Source organism: Streptomyces sp. NPDC060194, assembly GCF_042728285.1.
Taxonomy (GTDB): Bacteria; Actinomycetota; Actinomycetes; order Streptomycetales; family Streptomycetaceae; genus Streptomyces.
Map to the genome: position 1 here is coordinate 1 of NZ_JBHWZH010000075.1, position 16,910 is coordinate 16,910.

At 73.9% G+C, this 16,910-nt stretch carries 15 protein-coding genes and 1 tRNA gene; 11 read left to right on the plus strand and 5 right to left on the minus strand.

The window, feature by feature from the left end:
* Positions 1-38 precede the first annotated feature (38 nt).
* From ACFWEG_RS17725 to ACFWEG_RS17735, 3 genes are all read right to left on the minus strand, one after another.
* Entirely contained in the window at positions 39-380 is a 342-nt protein-coding gene (locus ACFWEG_RS17725) for an FmdB family zinc ribbon protein (protein WP_387215937.1), read from the minus strand.
* 66 nt (positions 381-446) lie between these two features.
* Complete coding sequence (locus tag ACFWEG_RS17730) at positions 447-1,718, minus strand: MFS transporter (RefSeq protein WP_387215940.1); 1,272 nt, start codon at positions 1,716-1,718, stop codon at positions 447-449.
* 287 nt (positions 1,719-2,005) lie between these two features.
* Positions 2,006-3,505, minus strand: coding sequence for a potassium/proton antiporter (locus ACFWEG_RS17735; RefSeq protein WP_387216004.1), 1,500 nt, complete (start codon positions 3,503-3,505; stop codon positions 2,006-2,008).
* Between the two features lie 307 nt (positions 3,506-3,812).
* On the opposite strand from ACFWEG_RS17735, the gene ACFWEG_RS17740 reads away from it, so the two are divergent.
* Positions 3,813-6,680: a penicillin acylase family protein gene (locus ACFWEG_RS17740; RefSeq protein ID WP_387215943.1), complete on the plus strand. Its 2,868-nt coding sequence runs from the start codon at positions 3,813-3,815 to the stop codon at positions 6,678-6,680.
* 68 nt (positions 6,681-6,748) lie between these two features.
* On the opposite strand, the gene ACFWEG_RS17745 is transcribed toward ACFWEG_RS17740, so the two are convergent.
* The gene (locus ACFWEG_RS17745) at positions 6,749-7,408 is read right to left on the minus strand and encodes a 5-formyltetrahydrofolate cyclo-ligase (protein WP_387215946.1); all 660 of its coding nucleotides are present in this window, start codon (positions 7,406-7,408) and stop codon (positions 6,749-6,751) included.
* Between the two features lie 94 nt (positions 7,409-7,502).
* On the opposite strand from ACFWEG_RS17745, the gene galU reads away from it, so the two are divergent.
* The 10 genes from galU to ACFWEG_RS17795 all read left to right on the plus strand — a co-directional run bounded on the left by galU (position 7,503) and on the right by ACFWEG_RS17795 (position 16,236).
* Complete coding sequence (gene galU / locus ACFWEG_RS17750) at positions 7,503-8,411, plus strand: UTP--glucose-1-phosphate uridylyltransferase GalU (RefSeq protein ID WP_387215949.1); 909 nt, start codon at positions 7,503-7,505, stop codon at positions 8,409-8,411.
* A complete protein-coding gene (gene glp, locus ACFWEG_RS17755) occupies positions 8,408-9,763 on the plus strand; it encodes a gephyrin-like molybdotransferase Glp (RefSeq protein WP_387215952.1) in 1,356 nt (451 codons plus the stop codon). The genes galU and glp overlap by 4 nt, the downstream gene beginning before the upstream one ends.
* A gap of 93 nt (positions 9,764-9,856) precedes the next feature.
* Complete coding sequence (moaC, locus tag ACFWEG_RS17760) at positions 9,857-10,348, plus strand: cyclic pyranopterin monophosphate synthase MoaC (protein ID WP_387215955.1); 492 nt, start codon at positions 9,857-9,859, stop codon at positions 10,346-10,348.
* Positions 10,345-10,905 (plus strand): molybdenum cofactor biosynthesis protein B, encoded by a 561-nt coding sequence (locus tag ACFWEG_RS17765; RefSeq protein ID WP_387215958.1) that lies wholly within the window; start codon positions 10,345-10,347, stop codon positions 10,903-10,905. Before moaC ends, ACFWEG_RS17765 begins: the two co-directional genes overlap by 4 nt.
* The gene (locus ACFWEG_RS17770; RefSeq protein WP_387215961.1) at positions 10,902-11,534 is read left to right on the plus strand and encodes a GNAT family N-acetyltransferase; all 633 of its coding nucleotides are present in this window, start codon (positions 10,902-10,904) and stop codon (positions 11,532-11,534) included. The genes ACFWEG_RS17765 and ACFWEG_RS17770 overlap by 4 nt, the downstream gene beginning before the upstream one ends.
* A 151-nt stretch (positions 11,535-11,685) precedes the next feature.
* Complete coding sequence (glpR, locus tag ACFWEG_RS17775) at positions 11,686-12,822, plus strand: gephyrin-like molybdotransferase receptor GlpR (protein ID WP_387215964.1); 1,137 nt, start codon at positions 11,686-11,688, stop codon at positions 12,820-12,822.
* Between the two features lie 131 nt (positions 12,823-12,953).
* Positions 12,954-13,027 (plus strand) — tRNA-Ala (locus tag ACFWEG_RS17780).
* An 83-nt stretch (positions 13,028-13,110) separates the two neighbouring features.
* The gene (locus tag ACFWEG_RS17785) at positions 13,111-13,926 is read left to right on the plus strand and encodes an alpha/beta fold hydrolase (RefSeq protein ID WP_387215968.1); all 816 of its coding nucleotides are present in this window, start codon (positions 13,111-13,113) and stop codon (positions 13,924-13,926) included.
* The gene (locus tag ACFWEG_RS17790) at positions 13,919-14,626 is read left to right on the plus strand and encodes a hypothetical protein (RefSeq protein WP_387215971.1); all 708 of its coding nucleotides are present in this window, start codon (positions 13,919-13,921) and stop codon (positions 14,624-14,626) included. Before ACFWEG_RS17785 ends, ACFWEG_RS17790 begins: the two co-directional genes overlap by 8 nt.
* Positions 14,627-14,694: 68 nt before the next feature.
* Positions 14,695-16,236, plus strand: a complete 1,542-nt coding sequence (locus ACFWEG_RS17795) for a phosphatase PAP2 family protein (protein ID WP_387215973.1) — start codon at positions 14,695-14,697, stop codon at positions 16,234-16,236.
* Between the two features lie 168 nt (positions 16,237-16,404).
* Here the strand turns inward: ACFWEG_RS17795 and ACFWEG_RS17800 are convergent, their stop codons facing one another.
* On the minus strand, positions 16,405-16,884 hold the full coding sequence (locus ACFWEG_RS17800; RefSeq protein WP_387215976.1) for a GNAT family N-acetyltransferase: 480 nt from the start codon (positions 16,882-16,884) through the stop codon (positions 16,405-16,407).
* Positions 16,885-16,910 lie beyond the last annotated feature (26 nt).

A 16,910-nucleotide genomic window follows, 5' to 3' on the forward strand; every position in this document is an offset into this window, starting at 1 on the left:
GCGCGGTGTGCGCGGGGCCCCTACGGAAAGCGGATGCCTCAGGCGGCGGAGGTGCTCGAAGCCGACGAGGAGGTCGAGGCCGCCGGGGCGGGCTTGCTCTCGGACTTCGCCGGGCTCTTCGCGTCCGAGGACGACGAGCCGGTCGACGAGGACGACGAACCGGCCGTCGAGGAGGACGTCGCGGGCGAGCTGCTGGACGACGAGCCGCGGCTGTCGTTCCGGTAGAAACCGGAGCCCTTGAACACGATGCCGACCGCCGAGAACACCTTCTTGAGGCGTCCCTCGCAGTTCGGGCAGACGGTCAGGGCGTCATCGGTGAACTTCTGCACCACCTCGAGGCCCTCGCCGCACTCGGTGCACTGGTACTGGTAGGTCGGCACTTGCTCCTCCTGGCACTCGCACTCTCAGAGTGCTAACGACGCTCCATGGTGACGCATTCCGGCGGATCAGTCCACCGAGACCGGCACGCGGTGACGGACACCACGCGCGACCACCCGCTCCGGGGCGCGCGGTGCGAGCCTCGCACGGAAGGCCACCAGGACCGCCAGCGCGAGCACGGTGCCGCCCAGCGGCACCAGGAACCCGGCCCCGTCCCCAAGGCGGTCCTCCAGCTGGCCGGCGACCGTGGCGGCCGCGGCCTGGCCGAGCGCGACGGCGCCGGTCAGCCAGGTGAACGCCTCCGTCCGCGCCCCGGGGGCGACCAGGTCGCCCACCAGCGTGTAACCCGTGATCAGGGCCGGCGCGATGGACACGCCCACCAGGAGGCCGATCCCGGCGAGCACCAGGGGAGTGCTCGCGAGCCAGAGGCCCGAGGCGGAGAGGGCGAGCGCCGCGTATCCCACGAGCAGCCGGCGCTGCGGGGCGACCTTCCAGGCGATCGCGCCGCAGACGAGCCCGGAGAGCATGTTGCCGGCGGCGAAGACCCCGTAGAGCACGCCGTTGAGGCCCGGCTGCCCGATGGACTCGGTGTAGGCGGCCAGCGACATCTGCATGCCTCCGAAGACGCTGCCGATGCCGAGGAAGGCGACGACCAGCACTCGCACGCCCGGCACGGACAGCGCGGAGGCGTGCTGCTCGCCGCGCGCGACGCCGTGGCGCGCGGGGACGGGCTGGCTGGCCTTCTGGGCGGCGAACAGCAGACCGCCGACCAGGGTGAGCGTCGCCTCGGCGACCAGGCCGGCCGCCGGGTGCACCGTGGTGCACAGCGCGGTCGCGAGCAGCGGGCCCAGGACGAAGGTCAGTTCGTCGGTGACGGACTCGAAGGCGGCCGCGGTGGACATCAGCGGTGACCCGTCGAGCTTGACGCCCCACCGGGAGCGGACCATGGGCCCGATCTGCGGCACCGAGGCCCCGGTGGGCACGGCGGCCGCGAACAGCGCCCACAGGGGCGCGTCGGCGAGCGCGAGGGCGGTCAGTGCGAGCACGGAGGCGGCGTGCAGGGTCACCCCCGGCAGCAGCACGGCCCGCTGGCCGAAGCGGTCGGCGAGGCGCCCGCTGAAGGGGGCGAAGACGGCCATGGACAGGCCGGTGGCGGCGGAGACCGCGCCGGCGACCCCGTAGGAGCCCGTGGTGTGCTGGACGAGCAGCAGGATCGAGACGGTGAGCATGGCGAACGGCTGCCGCGCGGCGAAGCCGGGCAGCAGGAACGTCCAGGCGCGCGGGGTGCGCAGCAGCAGCCCGTATCCGGGGCGCTCGTCGGGGGCGACCGTGGATGCCACGGTGCGTGCCTTTCTGCCGCCTGGTAGCGGGAGCCCGTGGTGCGGGCGACCGCCGAGAGCCGTCCTCGTGCGCCGGGAACCGAGTGATACCGACGGTCCGGGCCGGGGAGGCGGGGCAGTGTGCCCGGTCGCCGACCGGGCACGAAAGGGGACCGCGGCCGCTTTGCGGTCGCGCCGGCTCTACGTCAGGCAGAGTCGGTGATGCGTGTCGTCCGCCCATGGTACCGGCTCGTCCCCGAAGGGCCGTCCCGCCCGGCGGCAGGGGGACGGCTCCTCGGGGAGGCGGTTCAGCGGCCCAGGGGGGAGCTTCCCGTGTGCAGCCAGCCGGCGAGCTTGCCGCCCTGGCCCACGGCGCGCAGCCGCCGCTCGGCCGCGTCGCGCACCGGGTCGGTGGCGACGACGAGCAGCTCGTCGCCGCGGCGCAGCACGGTGGCGGGCAGCGGTACGAAGCTCTTGCCCTCCCGCACGACCAGGGTGACCGCCGCCCCCGGCGGCAGGCGCAGCTCGCTGATCTCGACGCCGTGCATCCTGGACTTCTCGGGGATGGCGACGGACAGCAGGTGGCCGCGTAGGCGCTCCAGGGGCGCCGACTCGATGTCGAGCTCGGCGGCGTCGTCGTTGCCGAGCCGGAGCACCTTGGCCAGCCAGGGGAGAGTGGGTCCCTGGATGAGCGTGTAGACGACGACCAGGACGAACACGATGTTGAAGGCGCGTTCGCTGCCCTCGATGCCGGCGACCATCGGGATGGTCGCCAGGATGATGGGCACGGCCCCGCGCAGCCCGGCCCAGGACATCAGGACCTGCTCCGGCCACGGCACCCGGAACGGCAGCAGCGTGAGGTGCACCGACAGCGGGCGGGCCACCACGGTGAGGACGAGGCCGATGACGATCGCCGGCAGCGCGTCGTCCAGCAGCTCGCTCGGGGTGACGAGCAGTCCCAGGAGCACGAACATGCCGATCTGGGCGATCCATCCGACGCCCTCGGCGAAGCCCCGGGTCGCCGGCGCGTGCGGCAGCCGGGAGTTGCCGAGCACCATGGAGGCCAGGTACACGGCGAGGAAGCCGCTGCCGTGCAGCATCGCGCCGCCCGCGTAGGCGAGGACCGCGATGGCCATGACGGCGATCGGGTAGAGGCCCGAGGCGGGCAGGGCGACGTGCCGCAGCCCGTAGGCGCCCAGGAAGCCGGTCGCGAGACCGACGGCCGCGCCGATCGCGAGCTCCAGGGTGATCTCCCCGAGCAGCACGTACCAGTGCTCGATCGGGCCTGTCGTGGAGAAGGCGACGACCAGGATCACGACGGGTGCGTCGTTGAAACCGGACTCGGCCTCCAGGGTGCCGATGATCCGGGACGGCAGGGGCACCTTGCGCAGCACCGAGAAGACCGCCGCAGCGTCGGTGGACGAGACGACCGCGCCGATGATGAGGGCCTGCTGCCACTCCAGGCCGACGAGGTAGTGCGCCGCGGTCGCGGTGACGCCGACGGAGACGGCCACGCCGAACGTGGACAGGGCGGCCGCCATCGGCAGGGCCGGCCTGACCTCCTTCCACTTCGTGCCGAGACCGCCCTCGGCGAGGATGACGACGAGGGCCGCGTACCCGATCACCTGGGTGAACTGGGCGTCGTCGAAGGAGAGGCCCAGGCCGTCCTGGCCTATCGCCACCCCTATGCCGAGGTAGACGAGCAGACTGGGGAGGCCGCTGCGCGACGAGAGGCGCACGGCGGCGACTGCCACGAGCAGCACGAACGAGCTGGCGAGCAGGTACTGGTTGAGATCGTGGACAGTCAGCGGCCGTTCCTTCCCTTCGCGCCCTTCCGCCGGTCGCGCGCGGCCGAGGACGGTGGAGTGATTCCGGGTAGTTTCGTTACCTTACCTAATCTTTGACGATTCCTTAACGCTCTCCTTCGACGCTACTTCTTGACGCGGCACACCGTGGACTGCTTCGCCCCCCTTCGCGCCGATGCGTGTGCGGGCGGATCGCCGCCGTCCGCCGCGTCGCCGGGAGGGAGACCACCGGTCCGCGCGAAAGCCCTATAAGCAGTGCGCCTATGGTTGCTCCAGCACTCAGGACCACCCTGCCCCTCGAAGGACAGCGATGCCCGCCAACACCACCGCCCCCTCTCGCAAGAAGAAGGGGCGACGCACCCGCCTCATCGTGATCGTCCTCGCGCTGGCGCTGGTCGGAGGTGTTGCCTTCGGTACGTACTGGAGCATCAGCACGGTCCGCGCCTCCTTCCCGCAGACGACCGGATCACTCCGGCTCGAAGGCCTCGGCAACAGCGTGGACGTGAAGCGCGACGCCCACGGCATCCCGCAGATCTACGCCGACACCGACGCCGACCTGTTCATGGCCCAGGGCTACGTGCAGGCGCAGGACCGCTTCTGGGAGATGGACGTCCGCCGGCACACCACCGCGGGCCGGCTCTCGGAGATGTTCGGCAAGGACCTCGTCAAGACGGACTCGTTCCTGCGCACGCTCGGCTGGCGGGAGACCGCGCAGAAGGAGTACGACGAGCTCCTGTCGCCGGAGACGAAGCGGAACCTCCAGGCCTACTCCAAGGGCGTCAACGCCTACCTCCAGGGCAAGGAGGGCAAGGACATCTCGGTCGAGTACGCGGCTCTGAACCTCACCAACGACTACGCCCCCCAGGACTGGACCCCGGTCGACTCCGTCGCCTGGCTCAAGGCGATGGCGTGGGACCTGCGCGGCAACATGCAGGACGAGATCGACCGCTCGCTGATGCACAGCCGGCTGAGCGAGAAGCAGATCGCGCAGCTCTACCCGGAGTACCCGTTCGACAAGAACAAGCCGATCATCCGGAACGGGGCCGTCGACGCCGCCGGCAAGACGTTCGATCCCAAGGGCACGTCCACGGGCGGCAGCTCGACGGCCGACGGCTCCGGGACGGGGACGGGGACGGAAGAGACTGGCACCGGTACGGGCGCCGGAACGGCCGCAGCGGGCCCGGGAACGGGCACGGTGACGGACGGGGCCGCCGGGACGGCCGGAGCCGCGGAGACGGGCGCGCAGGGCGATCTGGAGTCCGCCGGGGCGCAGACCCAGCTGGCCGGCGTCGCCGACGCCCTGGACGAGGTGCCCGAACTGCTCGGCCCGAACGGCACCGGCATCGGCTCCAACTCCTGGGTGGTGGCGGGCAAGTACACGACCACCGGCAAGCCGCTCCTGGCCAACGACCCGCACCTCGCCCCGCAGCTCCCCTCGCTCTGGTACCAGATGGGCCTGCACTGCCGCAGCCTCAGCGCGAAGTGCTCCTACGACGTGTCGGGTTACACCTTCTCCGGCATGCCCGGCGTCGTCATCGGCCACAACCAGGAGATCGCCTGGGGGCTGACCAACCTCGGCGCCGACGTCACCGACCTGTACCTGGAGAAGCTCCAGGGCGACGGGTACGAGTACGACGGCAAGGAGCGCGCCTTCGAGACGCGCGAGGAGGTCATCAAGGTCGCCGGCGGCGCCTCGCGGACCATCACCGTCCGCTCGACGGACAACGGCCCCGTCCTGTCGGACCGCAGCGACGAACTCAAGGACGTCGGCAAGGAGGCCCCCGTGGGCGCCTCCGCGCCCGACCGGGGCGACGGCTACGCGGTCTCCCTGCGCTGGACCGCCCTGGAGCCCGGGAAGACCATGGAGGCCGTCTTCGCGCTCAACCGCGCCAAGGACTTCCAGGAGTTCAAGGCCGCCGCGAAGGACTTCGAGGTGCCCTCGCAGAACCTCGTCTACGCCGACCGCGCGGGCAACATCGGCTACCAGGCCCCCGGCCGCATCCCGGTGCGCGCCAAGGGCGTCGACGGCACGACCCCGCAGCCCGGCTGGGACTCCGACTACCGCTGGAAGGGCTGGATCCCCGAGGACGCACTGCCCTGGGAGTACAACCCGAAGCGGGGCTACATCGTCACCGCGAACCAGGCCGTCATCGACGAGGACGAGTACCCCTACCTGCTCACCAAGGACTGGGGCTACGGCGCGCGCAGCCAGCGCATCAACGACCTGATCCAGTCGAAGATCGACGACGGGGTGCTCATCTCCACCGAGGACATGCGAACCATGCAGATGGACAACGCCAGCGACATCGCCAAGACGCTGAAACCGCTCCTCCTGAAGATCGACGTCGACGACCCCAAGATCCGCGAGGCGCAGAAGCTCCTCGAGGGCTGGGACGGCAGCCAGGACTCCGACTCGCCCGGCGCCGCCTACTTCAACGCGGTCTGGAGCAACATCCTCAAGCTGGCCTTCGGCAACAAGCTGCCCAAGGAGCTGCGCGCGGACGGCGACTGCATCTCGGTGCCGCCGGCCGACCCCCAGCAGCTGCTCGACAACCCCGACAAGCGGGTGCGCGAGTGCGGCGAGCGGGACTCGGGCTCCGCGCAGCCCGACGGCGGCGACCGCTGGTACGAGGTCGTGCGGTCGATCCTCGACGACGCGGACAGCCCCTGGTGGCAGGCCCCGGGCAAGCACCGCAACGACGACCCGGCCACCAACCGCGACGAGCTGTTCGAGCGGGCCATGGAGGACGCCCGCTGGGAGCTGACCGCCAAGCTCGGCAACGACATCGACACCTGGAGCTGGGGCAGGCTGCACCGGTTGACCCTGACGCACCAGACGCTCGGCAAGAGCGGCCCGGGAGCTCTCCAGTGGCTGCTCAACCGCGGTCCCTGGAACCTCGGCGGCGGCGAGGCGGCGGTCGACGCCACCGGCTGGAACGCGGCGACGGGCTACGAGGTCATCTGGGTGCCCTCGATGCGGATGGTCGTGAACCTGGCCGACTTCGACAAGTCCCAGTGGATCAACCTCACCGGGGCCTCCGGGCACGCCTACAGCCCGCACTACACCGACCAGACCGACAAGTGGGCCGCCGGCGAACTGCTGCCCTGGCCCTACACCGAGCAGGCGGTGAAGAAGTCCGTCGACGAGGACGGCGACTCCATGGTGCTGCGTCCCTGAGGACCGCTGCCGGGCCCGCCCCCCAGGGGCGGGCCCTTCGCCGTCCACGACGACGGCGGCGGCGGTCCTCAGGCCGCCCCGTCCGTGAACCGGCGCACCCCCGAGGGCGTCACCGCCGCCTGCACCGGCCGGTCGTGCGCCAGCGACGGCACCTGTGCGCGGACCTCGCCCTCGTGCAGCAGGACCACCAGCGCCGGGCGCGCCCCGGCTGCGTCGAGGCGCGCGAGCACCCGGTCGTAGGAGCCGCCGCCGCGCCCCAGCCGCATGCCGCGGGTGTCGACGGCGAGCCCCGGCAGCAGCACCGCGTCGGCCTTCAGGACCGCGTCGGGGCCCAGCCGCGGCCCCGAGGGCTCCCGCAGGCCGCGCGGACCCGCCACGAGCCCCTGCGGGCCGCCGTAGGCCGCCCAGTCGAGGTCGTTGTCGGGCAGCAGAACCGGCAGCAGCACCCGGACCCCCCGCGCCAGGAGCGCGTCCAGGAGCGGCAGGGTGCCCGGCTCGCGGCCCACCGAGACGTAGGCGGCGACCGTGCGGGCGTCCGCCAGCTCCGGGAGCGTGACGGCCGCTCGGGCGAGAGCGGCGCCCGAGGAAGCTACCTGCCCGTCCGTCAGCGCACGGCGCGCGGCCAGCAGTTCCCGCCTCAGCGCGTGCTTGGCGGCCTCCTCGGGCACTCCGCCCGACGCCGCCTCATCGGGGACGCTCTCAGGACCGTCACCGGCGTTCGTGGCCATGGTGCGCGCACCGACCTTTCTCCCTGCGGGGCGGGCCGGCGAATCGCCCGAGCGGCCACCCGTCCGTCCCTTCCCAGCCGATATGGTGCGGGGCATGACTGCACGCCCCAGGATCAGCAAGGCTGTCATCCCCGCAGCGGGTCTCGGCACCAGGTTCCTCCCGGCCACCAAGGCCACTCCCAAGGAGATGCTGCCGGTCGTCGACAAACCCGCCATCCAGTACGTGGTCGAGGAGGCCAAGGCGGCCGGGCTCTCCGACGTGCTGATGGTCACCGGTCGCAACAAGCGGCCCCTGGAGGACCACTTCGACCGCAACTACGAGCTGGAGTCGGCCCTCCTGAAGAAGGGCGACGAGGACCGCCTGGCGCGCGTGCAGGAGTCCAGCGACCTGGCGACCATGCACTACGTCCGCCAGGGCGACCCCAAGGGGCTCGGTCACGCCGTCCTGTGCGCTGCCCCGCACGTCGGCGACGAGCCCTTCGCCGTCCTCCTGGGCGACGACCTGATCGACCCGCGCGACCCGCTGCTCCAGCGGATGGTCGACGTGCAGGCGGAGCACGGCGGCAGCGTCGTCGCCCTCATGGAGGTCGACCCGGAGCAGATCCACCTCTACGGCTGCGCGGCCGTCGAGCCGACCGCCGACGGCGACGTCGTCAAGGTCACCGACCTCGTCGAGAAGCCCGCCAAGGGCGAGGCCCCGTCCCACTACGCCGTCATCGGCCGCTACGTCCTGGACGCCTCCGTCTTCGGCGTGCTGCGCACCACCGAGCCGGGCCGCGGAGGGGAGATCCAGCTCACCGACGCCCTCAAGCACCTGGCCGAGGACCCGTCCCTGGGCGGCCCCGTCCACGGCGTCGTCTTCAAGGGCCGCCGCTACGACACCGGCGACCGGGGCGATTACCTGAGGGCCATCGTCAGGCTCGCCTGCGAACGGGAGGACCTCGGACCCGAGTTCCGGACCTGGCTGCGCGGCTACGTCACCGAGGAGATGCAGACACCGTGAGCACGAGCACGGCGGCGGGGGAGCGCGTCTGGTCGGTGGCGGAGCACCTGGCGGACGTCCTGGGGGCGATCCGCCCGCTGGAACCCATCGAGCTGCAGCTTGCCGACGCCCAGGGCTGCGTCCTCGTCGAGGACGTCCGGGTGCCCGTCGCGCTGCCCCCCTTCGACAACAGCTCCATGGACGGGTACGCGGTCCGCACGGCCGACGTGGCCGGGGCGAGTGAGCAGTCCCCGGCCGTCCTCGCGGTCGTCGGGGACGTGGCGGCCGGCAGCGGCGAGCTGCCGACCGTCGGCTCGGGCCAGGCCGCGCGCATCATGACCGGCGCCCCGCTGCCCCCCGGCGCCGAGGCCGTCGTCCCCGTCGAGTGGACCGACGGCGGCACCGGCGAGGGGCCCGCCACCGGTATGCGGGCCGCCGCGAGCGCGCCCGAGGGGGCCACGGGCCACGTCCGGGTGCACCGACCCGCCGAAGCCCGGGCGCACGTCCGGGCGCGCGGCAGCGACGTCCGCGCGGGCGAGCTGGCGCTCGCCGCCGGAACGGTCGTCGGCCCCCCGCAGATCGCCCTGCTGGCCGCGATCGGCCGCGCCACGGTGCGCGTCAGGCCGCGCCCGCGCGTGGTCGTGCTCTCCACCGGGACCGAACTCGTCCAGCCCGGCCAGGAGCTGGCCGCCGGTCAGATCTACGACTCCAACAGCTTCGCCCTGGCCGCCGCCGCCCGCGACGCCGGCGCGCTCGCCTACCGGGTGGGCGCGGTGGGTGACGACGCGGCGACGCTGCGGGCGACCATCGAGGACCAGCTCGTCCGCGCGGACCTCCTCGTCACCACCGGCGGGGTCAGCGTCGGGGCGTACGACGTCGTGAAGGAGGCCTTGGCCACGGTCGACGGCCGCGAGGACGACGAGCCCCAGGACGACGACCACGGTGACGCGCGGCGCGGGGTCGACTTCCGCAAGCTCGCCATGCAGCCCGGCAAACCGCAGGGCTTCGGGACGATCGGTCCCGACCGCACCCCGCTGCTCGCCCTGCCGGGCAACCCGGTCTCGTCGTACGTCTCCTTCGAGCTCTTCGTGCGGCCCGTCATCCGCACCCTTATGGGGCTGCCGGAGAGCCGTGTCCACCGGTCGACCGCGGTCGCCGAACTCACGTCGGAGCGGCCCCTGACGTCGCCGTCCGGCCGCCGGCAGTTCCTGCGGGGGCGCTACGACGCGGCAAGCGGTGCGGTGTCGCCGGTCGGCGGCTCCGGCTCCCACCTGATCGCCGCCCTGGCGCACGCGAACGCGCTGATCGTCGTCCCCGAGGACACCGCGTCGGTCGCACCGGGCGACCAGGTCACCGTCGTCCTCCTCGACTAGCCCTCGGCCAACCCTCGACCCGCCCGAGTTCCGGCGGCCGCGCGGGCCGGTACCGTTGCTGCCCCACCCGCCCGTCTGGGAGCGCCACCGCACATGACCACTGAGCAGCACGCCAGCAGCACCCTCACGCACCTCGACGAGGCCGGGGCGGCCCGCATGGTCGACGTCTCGGAAAAGGACGTCACCGCGCGGACCGCTCGTGCCTCGGGCCGGGTCCTGGTCTCGCCCCGGGTGGTCGAGCTGCTGCGCGGTGAGGGGGTGCCCAAGGGCGACGCCCTGGCCACCGCCCGCATCGCGGGCATCATGGGGGCCAAGCGCACCCCGGACCTGATCCCGCTCTGCCACCCGCTGGCGCTCTCCGGGGTGCAGCTCGACCTGGCCGTCGCCGACGACGCCGTCGAGATCCTCGCGACGGTCAGGACCACCGACCGCACCGGCGTCGAGATGGAGGCCCTGACGGCGGTCTCCGTCGCCGCGCTGACGGTCGTCGACATGGTCAAGGCGGTGGACAAGGCGGCCGTCATCAGCGACGTCCGCGTGGAGACCAAGACCGGCGGCAAGTCCGGGGACTGGAGCCGCGCATGAGCCCGGAGCCGGGTACGAGCCCGAAACCGCACCCGGGCGGGGAGCCGCGTGACACGGCGCACGACGCCCCCCGCGCCCTCGTCGTCACCGCCTCCAACCGCGCCGCCGCCGGCGTCTACGCCGACACCGGCGGCCCCCGCATCGCCGAGGCCCTGCGCGCCCTCGGCTTCGCCGTGGAGGGCCCCCAGGTCGTCCCGGACGGCGATCCCGTCGAAGCGGCCCTCCGCGCGGGCGTGGACGCCGGCTACGACGTCATCCTGACCACCGGCGGCACCGGCGTCTCCCCGACCGACGCCACCCCCGAGGCCACCCGCAAGGTGATCGCCTTCGAGGTCCCAGGCATCCCCGAGGCGATCCGCGCGCACGGCCGCGAGAAGGTGCTTACCGCCGCCCTCTCCCGGGGGCTCGCGGGCGTCGCCGGACGCACCCTCATCGTCAACCTGCCCGGCTCCTCCGGGGGCGTGCGCGACGGCCTGGCCGTCCTCGCGCCCCTGCTGCCGCACGCCGTCGAGCAGCTGCGCGGCGGCGACCACCCGAGAGCGGCCGACGAGGCATGACCCCCTTCTGGCCGGTCGAGCTGACCGACGGCGACGTCACCCTCCGCCCGATAAGGCACCGGGACCAGCGCGTCTGGCGGGAGGTCAACCAGCGCAACCGGGAGTGGCTGCGCCCCTGGGAGGCGACCGTACCGCCGCCCGCTCCCGGCGGCCCGCCCGCGCGGCGGCCCACCTACCGGCAGATGGTGCGCCACCTGAGGGCCGAGGCCAACGCCGGCCGGATGCTGCCGTTCGTCGTCGAGTACCGGGGCCAGGTCGTCGGCCAGTTGACGGTCGCGGGCATCACCTGGGGATCGATGTGCTCCGGGCACGTCGGGTACTGGGTGGACGCGGCGGTCGCGGGACGGGGCGTGATGCCCACCGCCGTCGCGCTCGCCGTCGACCACTGCTTCCGGTCGGTCGGGCTGCACCGCGTCGAGGTGTGCATTCGCCCGGAGAACCTGCCGAGCCGCCGCGTGGTCGAGAAACTCGGCTTCCGCCAGGAGGGGTTGCGCCCGCGCTACCTCCACATCGACGGGGACTGGCGCGACCACTTGGTGTTCGCGCTCACCGCCGAGGAGGTTCCCGAGGGTCTGGTGCGGCGCTGGCACCAGGCGCGGTCCAGGAACGCTCCCCGCGCCGAGAAATGACATAAACGTTCGATTCTAGCGGTCAGTTGACCGGATCTGCGGGATGTTGATCTCGACAATCGTAAAAAAGTTTCGACTTATCAGACAGATCGTGCGACACACCGGCCCAATTGGCGGATGGGCTTGCGTGAACCCCTCTACCGTGTGACGCGTGAGCAGCAGCGGCCTCATCTACGCAGTCATCGTCGGGGCCTGGGCCGCCTACCTGGTGCCGATGTGGCTCCGCAGGCAGGACGAGCTCAACGAGGCCCGTCCGACGGAGCGCTTCAGCACCGCCATCCGGCTCTTGTCGGGCCGGGCGGCGATGGAGCGGCGGTACGCCAAGGACCTGCGCGAACGCGGCGACGCGGCGGACGAGGAGCGCGGCGCGTCCGCGGCGGACGCCCCGGGCCCCCTGACCGGGTCCGTCGACGTCCGCGGTTTCGCCGAGCCCCGCACCGACGTCCGGCGCCCCGCGCCCGCCGACGGCCCGCCGGCGGACCGCCCGGACCCCGGGCGCCCGGCGGCCGGTCGCCGACCCGCCCGCAGACGCCCCACCGAGGCCGAGGTGGCCCGGAAACGGCGTAAGACGGTTCTCGCCCGACGCCGCCGCACCACCATGGTGCTCTTCCTCGCCTTCACGATCGGCGCCGTCGTCGCGGCCGTCGGGGGCCTGCGCCTGCTCTGGGCGCCGGCGGTGCCCGCGCTGCTGCTCAGCGCGTACATCGTCCACCTGCGGGCCCAGGAGCGGCGCCGCTTCGTGTTCGTCATGGACCGCCGCCGCGCCGAGGACGCCGCGCAGCGGCTCCGCGCGGGCGGCGACCGCGACGGACGCGCCCGCCGCCGCCCGCACCCGGCCCCCGCCCCGGAGGCCGCGGAGCCCGAGGCCGCCGCGCCGCCCGTCGAGGCCCCCGAGCCGTCGCCGTACGCGGCCGACCGGCGCGCCCTCGTCGAGCAGACCGACCACGCGGAGTGGCTCGACCAGCAGCGCGACCGGGAGCGCGGCGGGCGGGCGCACGGCGAGAGCTGGGAGCCGGTCCCCGTCCCGCTGCCCACCTACGTGACGGCCCCCGTCGCCCCGCGCGCCACCCAGGCGCCCGACGCCGACGCCCGCGACACCTGGAGCCCGGACCGCTCCTCCGTCTCCACCCCGGCCCCGGACCCCGCCGCCGGCCCCGCCCCTGCCGACGAGGCCGACCCGCCCCAGTCCTCCCTGCGCCGTCCTCCCGCGGGCCGCCGCTCCCGCGGCCGCACCCCCCTCTTCGACCAGCAGGCCGACCCCGACCGCCCCCGCGCGGCCAACGAATAGCCCCTCGCCGCCCCCGCCCCGCTGACCTGCCCCTTCCTCCCACCCACCCGGGTGACCCGGCTCACCCCGGCCCACCCCGGAACCGATTTCCGACCACCCCGATCGGGGTGCTAGAGTTTCACTCGTTGCAAGGGCCTGTGGCGCAGTCTGGTAGCGCACCTCGTTCGCATCGAGGGGGTCTGGGGTTCAAATCCCCACAGGTCCACCGCAGCTGAGAGCCCCGCCCGGAGAGATCCGGGCGGGGCTCTTTGGCGTGTGTGGCGGTGATCGCGGGGCTAGGGTCCGGGGATGAACGCCATAGGGGTGCGCGGTGTCACGTTGGAGTACGACGACTTCGGGGCGGCGGACGGGGCGGTGGTGGTGCTCGTGCACGGGCATCCGTTCGACCGCACGTTGTGGGAACCGCAGGCGGGGGCGCTCACGGGGGCCGGGTGGCGGGTCGTCGCGCCTGATCTGCGGGGGTACGGGCGGAGCGGGGTCACGCCGGGGAGGGTGCTGCTCGCGGACTTCGCCGACGACCTCGCGGCGCTGCTCGACCACCTGGGCGTGGAGCGGGCGGTGGTCGGCGGGGTGTCCATGGGAGGGCAGATCGCGATGGAGTTCCGCGGTCGCCATCCGCGGCGGGTGCGGGGGCTCGTCCTGTCGGACACCTCCGCGCGGGCGGAGAGCGCCGAGGGGAAGGCGTTCCGCAACGCGCTGGCCGACCGGCTGCTCGCGGAGGGGATGGACGGCTACGCGGGAGAGGTCATCGACAAGATGCTCGCCGCGTACAACGTCGCCGCGATGCCCGAAGTCGCGGAACACGTCCTCGGGATGATGCGCGCCACCGATCCGCGCGGTGCCGCGGCGGCCCTGCGCGGACGGGCCGAACGGCCGGACTACGCGGACACGTTGCGGTCCGTCGAGGAGCCGGTCCTGGTCGTCGTCGGCGCGGACGACGTCTACACGCCGGTCGCGGAGGCGGAGGCGATCCGCGGCCTCGTGCCGCACGCGCGGTTGGCCGTCGTGGAGGGCGCAGGGCACCTGCCCGGTGCGGAGCAGCCCGCGCGCTTCAACGCCGTCCTGCTCGACTTCCTCGCCCATGAGGTGGCCGGCCGTGACTGACCCGCACCCGCTGCTCGCCTACTTCACCGACGCCTTCGAGGGGCGCTTCCCGCCGTGCGACGGGGAGGTGACCGTCCTGCCGGCACTGAGCGGCGGCCTGGAGTGCTCGGTCGGGTTCACCGGGCACGCGGTGGTCGCCACCTCCGTGCCGGCGCCCGAAGTGCACTCCCTCAAGCCCGACGGGTTCGGCGGGTCGTTCGCACCGGACTTCCTGAGAGCGCTGGCCGGACCCGGCGGCGAGATCGGCTGCATCGACGCGACGCTCGCAGCGCCGGGCGTGGGCGGTCCGCCGCGGCTCGCGGAGCTGGGCGCCGAGGCCGACGACCATCCGCGGGTCCGCTACGCGCGCGGGCTGCGGACCGGCGTGCGGGTGTACGGCGACGACCGCGGCCTGGTCACGCTGTCGGCCGGTCTCGCCGGACGGCGCGAGCTGAGCATCGAGCTGCACGCGCCCGAGCGCGGGGGCCGGGGAGCGGGGCGGGGGCTGCTCGCCGACGCGCTCTCGCTGGTCCCGGAGGGCGAGCCGGTCTTCGCCGCGGTGTCACCGGGCAACGCCCGCTCGCTGCGCGCCTTCCTGGCCTGCGGGTTCGTCCCCCTGGGCAGCGAGGCCGTGCTCCGGCCCGAACGACCACGCCCCGACCCGCGCCCCGACCCAAGCACCGCGCCGCACCCCGGCCCACCCCCCGCCCCGCACCCCTGACCGTCCGCGGTCACCCGGACGGGCCGGGCCCGGGAGACAGCCGCAAGGCCGTCCGGTTGGCTGGAGCGATGGGTGATCGCGGGCTCGGCGCGGTGGACAGGCGGGTGTTCCGGTGGGTGGCGGGGCTGCCGGAGGCACCCGCGCTCGACCGCGGGCTGCGGGGGCTGAGCCGGGCGGCGGACCACGGGCGGCTGTGGGGCGGCTGCGCGGGGGTCCTCGCGGCCGTCGGCGGGCACCGGGCGCGGCGGGCCGCGGCACGGGGCCTGGCGGCCGTCACGGTGGCCTCGGTGACCGCGAACACGGTCGCGAAGTGGACCGTCGGACGGCGGCGCCCGGCGCTGGCCGGGGTGCCGGTCGGACGGCGCCTCGGCCGGCAGCCGGCGACGCTGTCGTTCCCGTCCGGCCACTCCGCCTCCGCGGCCGCGTTCGTGACCGGCGTCGCGCTGGAGTCGACCCGCTACGGCGCCCTGCTGGCACCGGTCGCCGCGGCCGTCGCGTTCTCCCGGGTGTGGACCGGCGTGCACTACCCCGGCGACGTCCTCGCCGGCTGCGCGCTCGGCGCCGGCGCAGCCCTGGTGACCTGCAGGTACTGGCCGCCGCGCCCGCAGCGCGCCGTCCCGCACCGGACGCCCGGCGACGCGCCCGCCCTGCCCGGCGGACGGGGCCTGGGCATCCTCGTCAACACCGGCGCGGGCGGCGGCGGGTCCGTCGACGCGGCCGTAAGGCTCCGGGCGCTGCTGCCGGGTGCGGACGTCGTCGAGTGCGGGCCGGGCGACGACCTGGGGCGGCTGCTCGACGAGGCGGCCGGCGGGGCCGCGCTCGGGGTGTGCGGCGGGGACGGGACGGTGAACGCGGCGGCCGGTGTGGCCTGCGCGCGCGGCCTGCCGCTCGCGGTGTTCCCCGGGGGCACGCTCAACCACTTCGCCGGCGACCTGGGGGTGCAGGTCTTCGAGGACACCGCGGAGGCGGTGGTCGCGGGAGAGGCGGTCCGGGTGGACCTCGCGGAGGCGGTCGCGGAGGGCGGGGAGGGTCCCGAGGAGGCGTTCCGCTTCCTGAACACGTTCGGGATCGGCCTGTACCCCGAGCTGGTGCGGCGGCGCGAGGCCCTTGAGGGGCGGATCGGGAAGTGGCCGGCCGCGGCGGTCGCGCTGGCGCGGGTGCTGCGCGGGGCGGTCCCCATGGAGGTGACGATCGACGGCGAGCCGCGCCGCGTCTGGCTGCTGTTCGCGGGGAACTGCGACTACGCGCCCGCCGGCTTCGCCCCCGCCTACCGGCCGCGGCTCGACGACGGCCTGCTCGACCTGCGCGCGGTCGACGCCCGGCACCGCCTCGCCCGCACCCGCGCGGTGCTCGCCGCGTTGACCGGCACGCTGGGGCGGTCACCGGTCTACGAGTCCGCGCTGGCGCCCGAGGTGCGGATCGGGGGCCTTGAGGGCATCTCCCACCTCGCCCACGACGGCGAGGCGGCCTCCGCGCCCGACGCGTTGTACGTCCGCAAGCGGCCCCGAGCACTCACCGTCTACTGCCCGGCCGTCCCGGCGGACGAGGTCGTCCAGCGCGCGCGGGCGGCGGCGGGGATCATGCGGTTGCGGCGCAGGCGGACGGGGTAGCGGGCCGTTTTCGCACGGGCATCCTGACGCGGGGAGCGCCCTGCGGAGCCGCGGTCCAGGACCCTTCGCGCGGAACGCAGGCCCCAGGTCCAGGACCCCGCCGCGCTGAACGCGCACCGCGCACCGCGAACCACGCACCGCGTACCCGCCACGCGCCTCCGACCGGTCTCAGAGCGCCTTCGCGTAGCACCGGCTGTTGTCGTACTCCCGGTAGTAGCCGAACTTCACGCACTGCGCGTAGCCGCTCGACTCGTAGAGCGCGATCGCCTCCGGCTGCTTGGTGCCGGTCTCCAGGACCATGCGCAGCCGGCCGGCCGCGCGGGCGTCCTCCTCGAGCGCGGCGAGCAGCCGCCGCGCGAGGCCGAGGCCGCGTGCCTCGGGGACGACGTACATGCGCTTCAGCTCGGCGTCGCCGTCGGTGTACCCCTCGGCCGCGTTGCCGTCCTGCCCGCGCCAGCCGCCCGTCGCGACGGGGCGCTCCTGGCTGTCGTACGCCATCAGGTAAAGGCCGCGGGGCGGCATGAACATCGTGGCCTCGAGGTGGGTGACGTCGCCGCCGTCGCCGTAGCGCTCGGCGTACTCGAGCTGGACGGCGTCGTTGAGCTTCACTGCGTCGGGGTGGTCGTACGGGACCGGGGTGATGCGCATGTGTTCGAGTTTATGGGGTTTGTCGA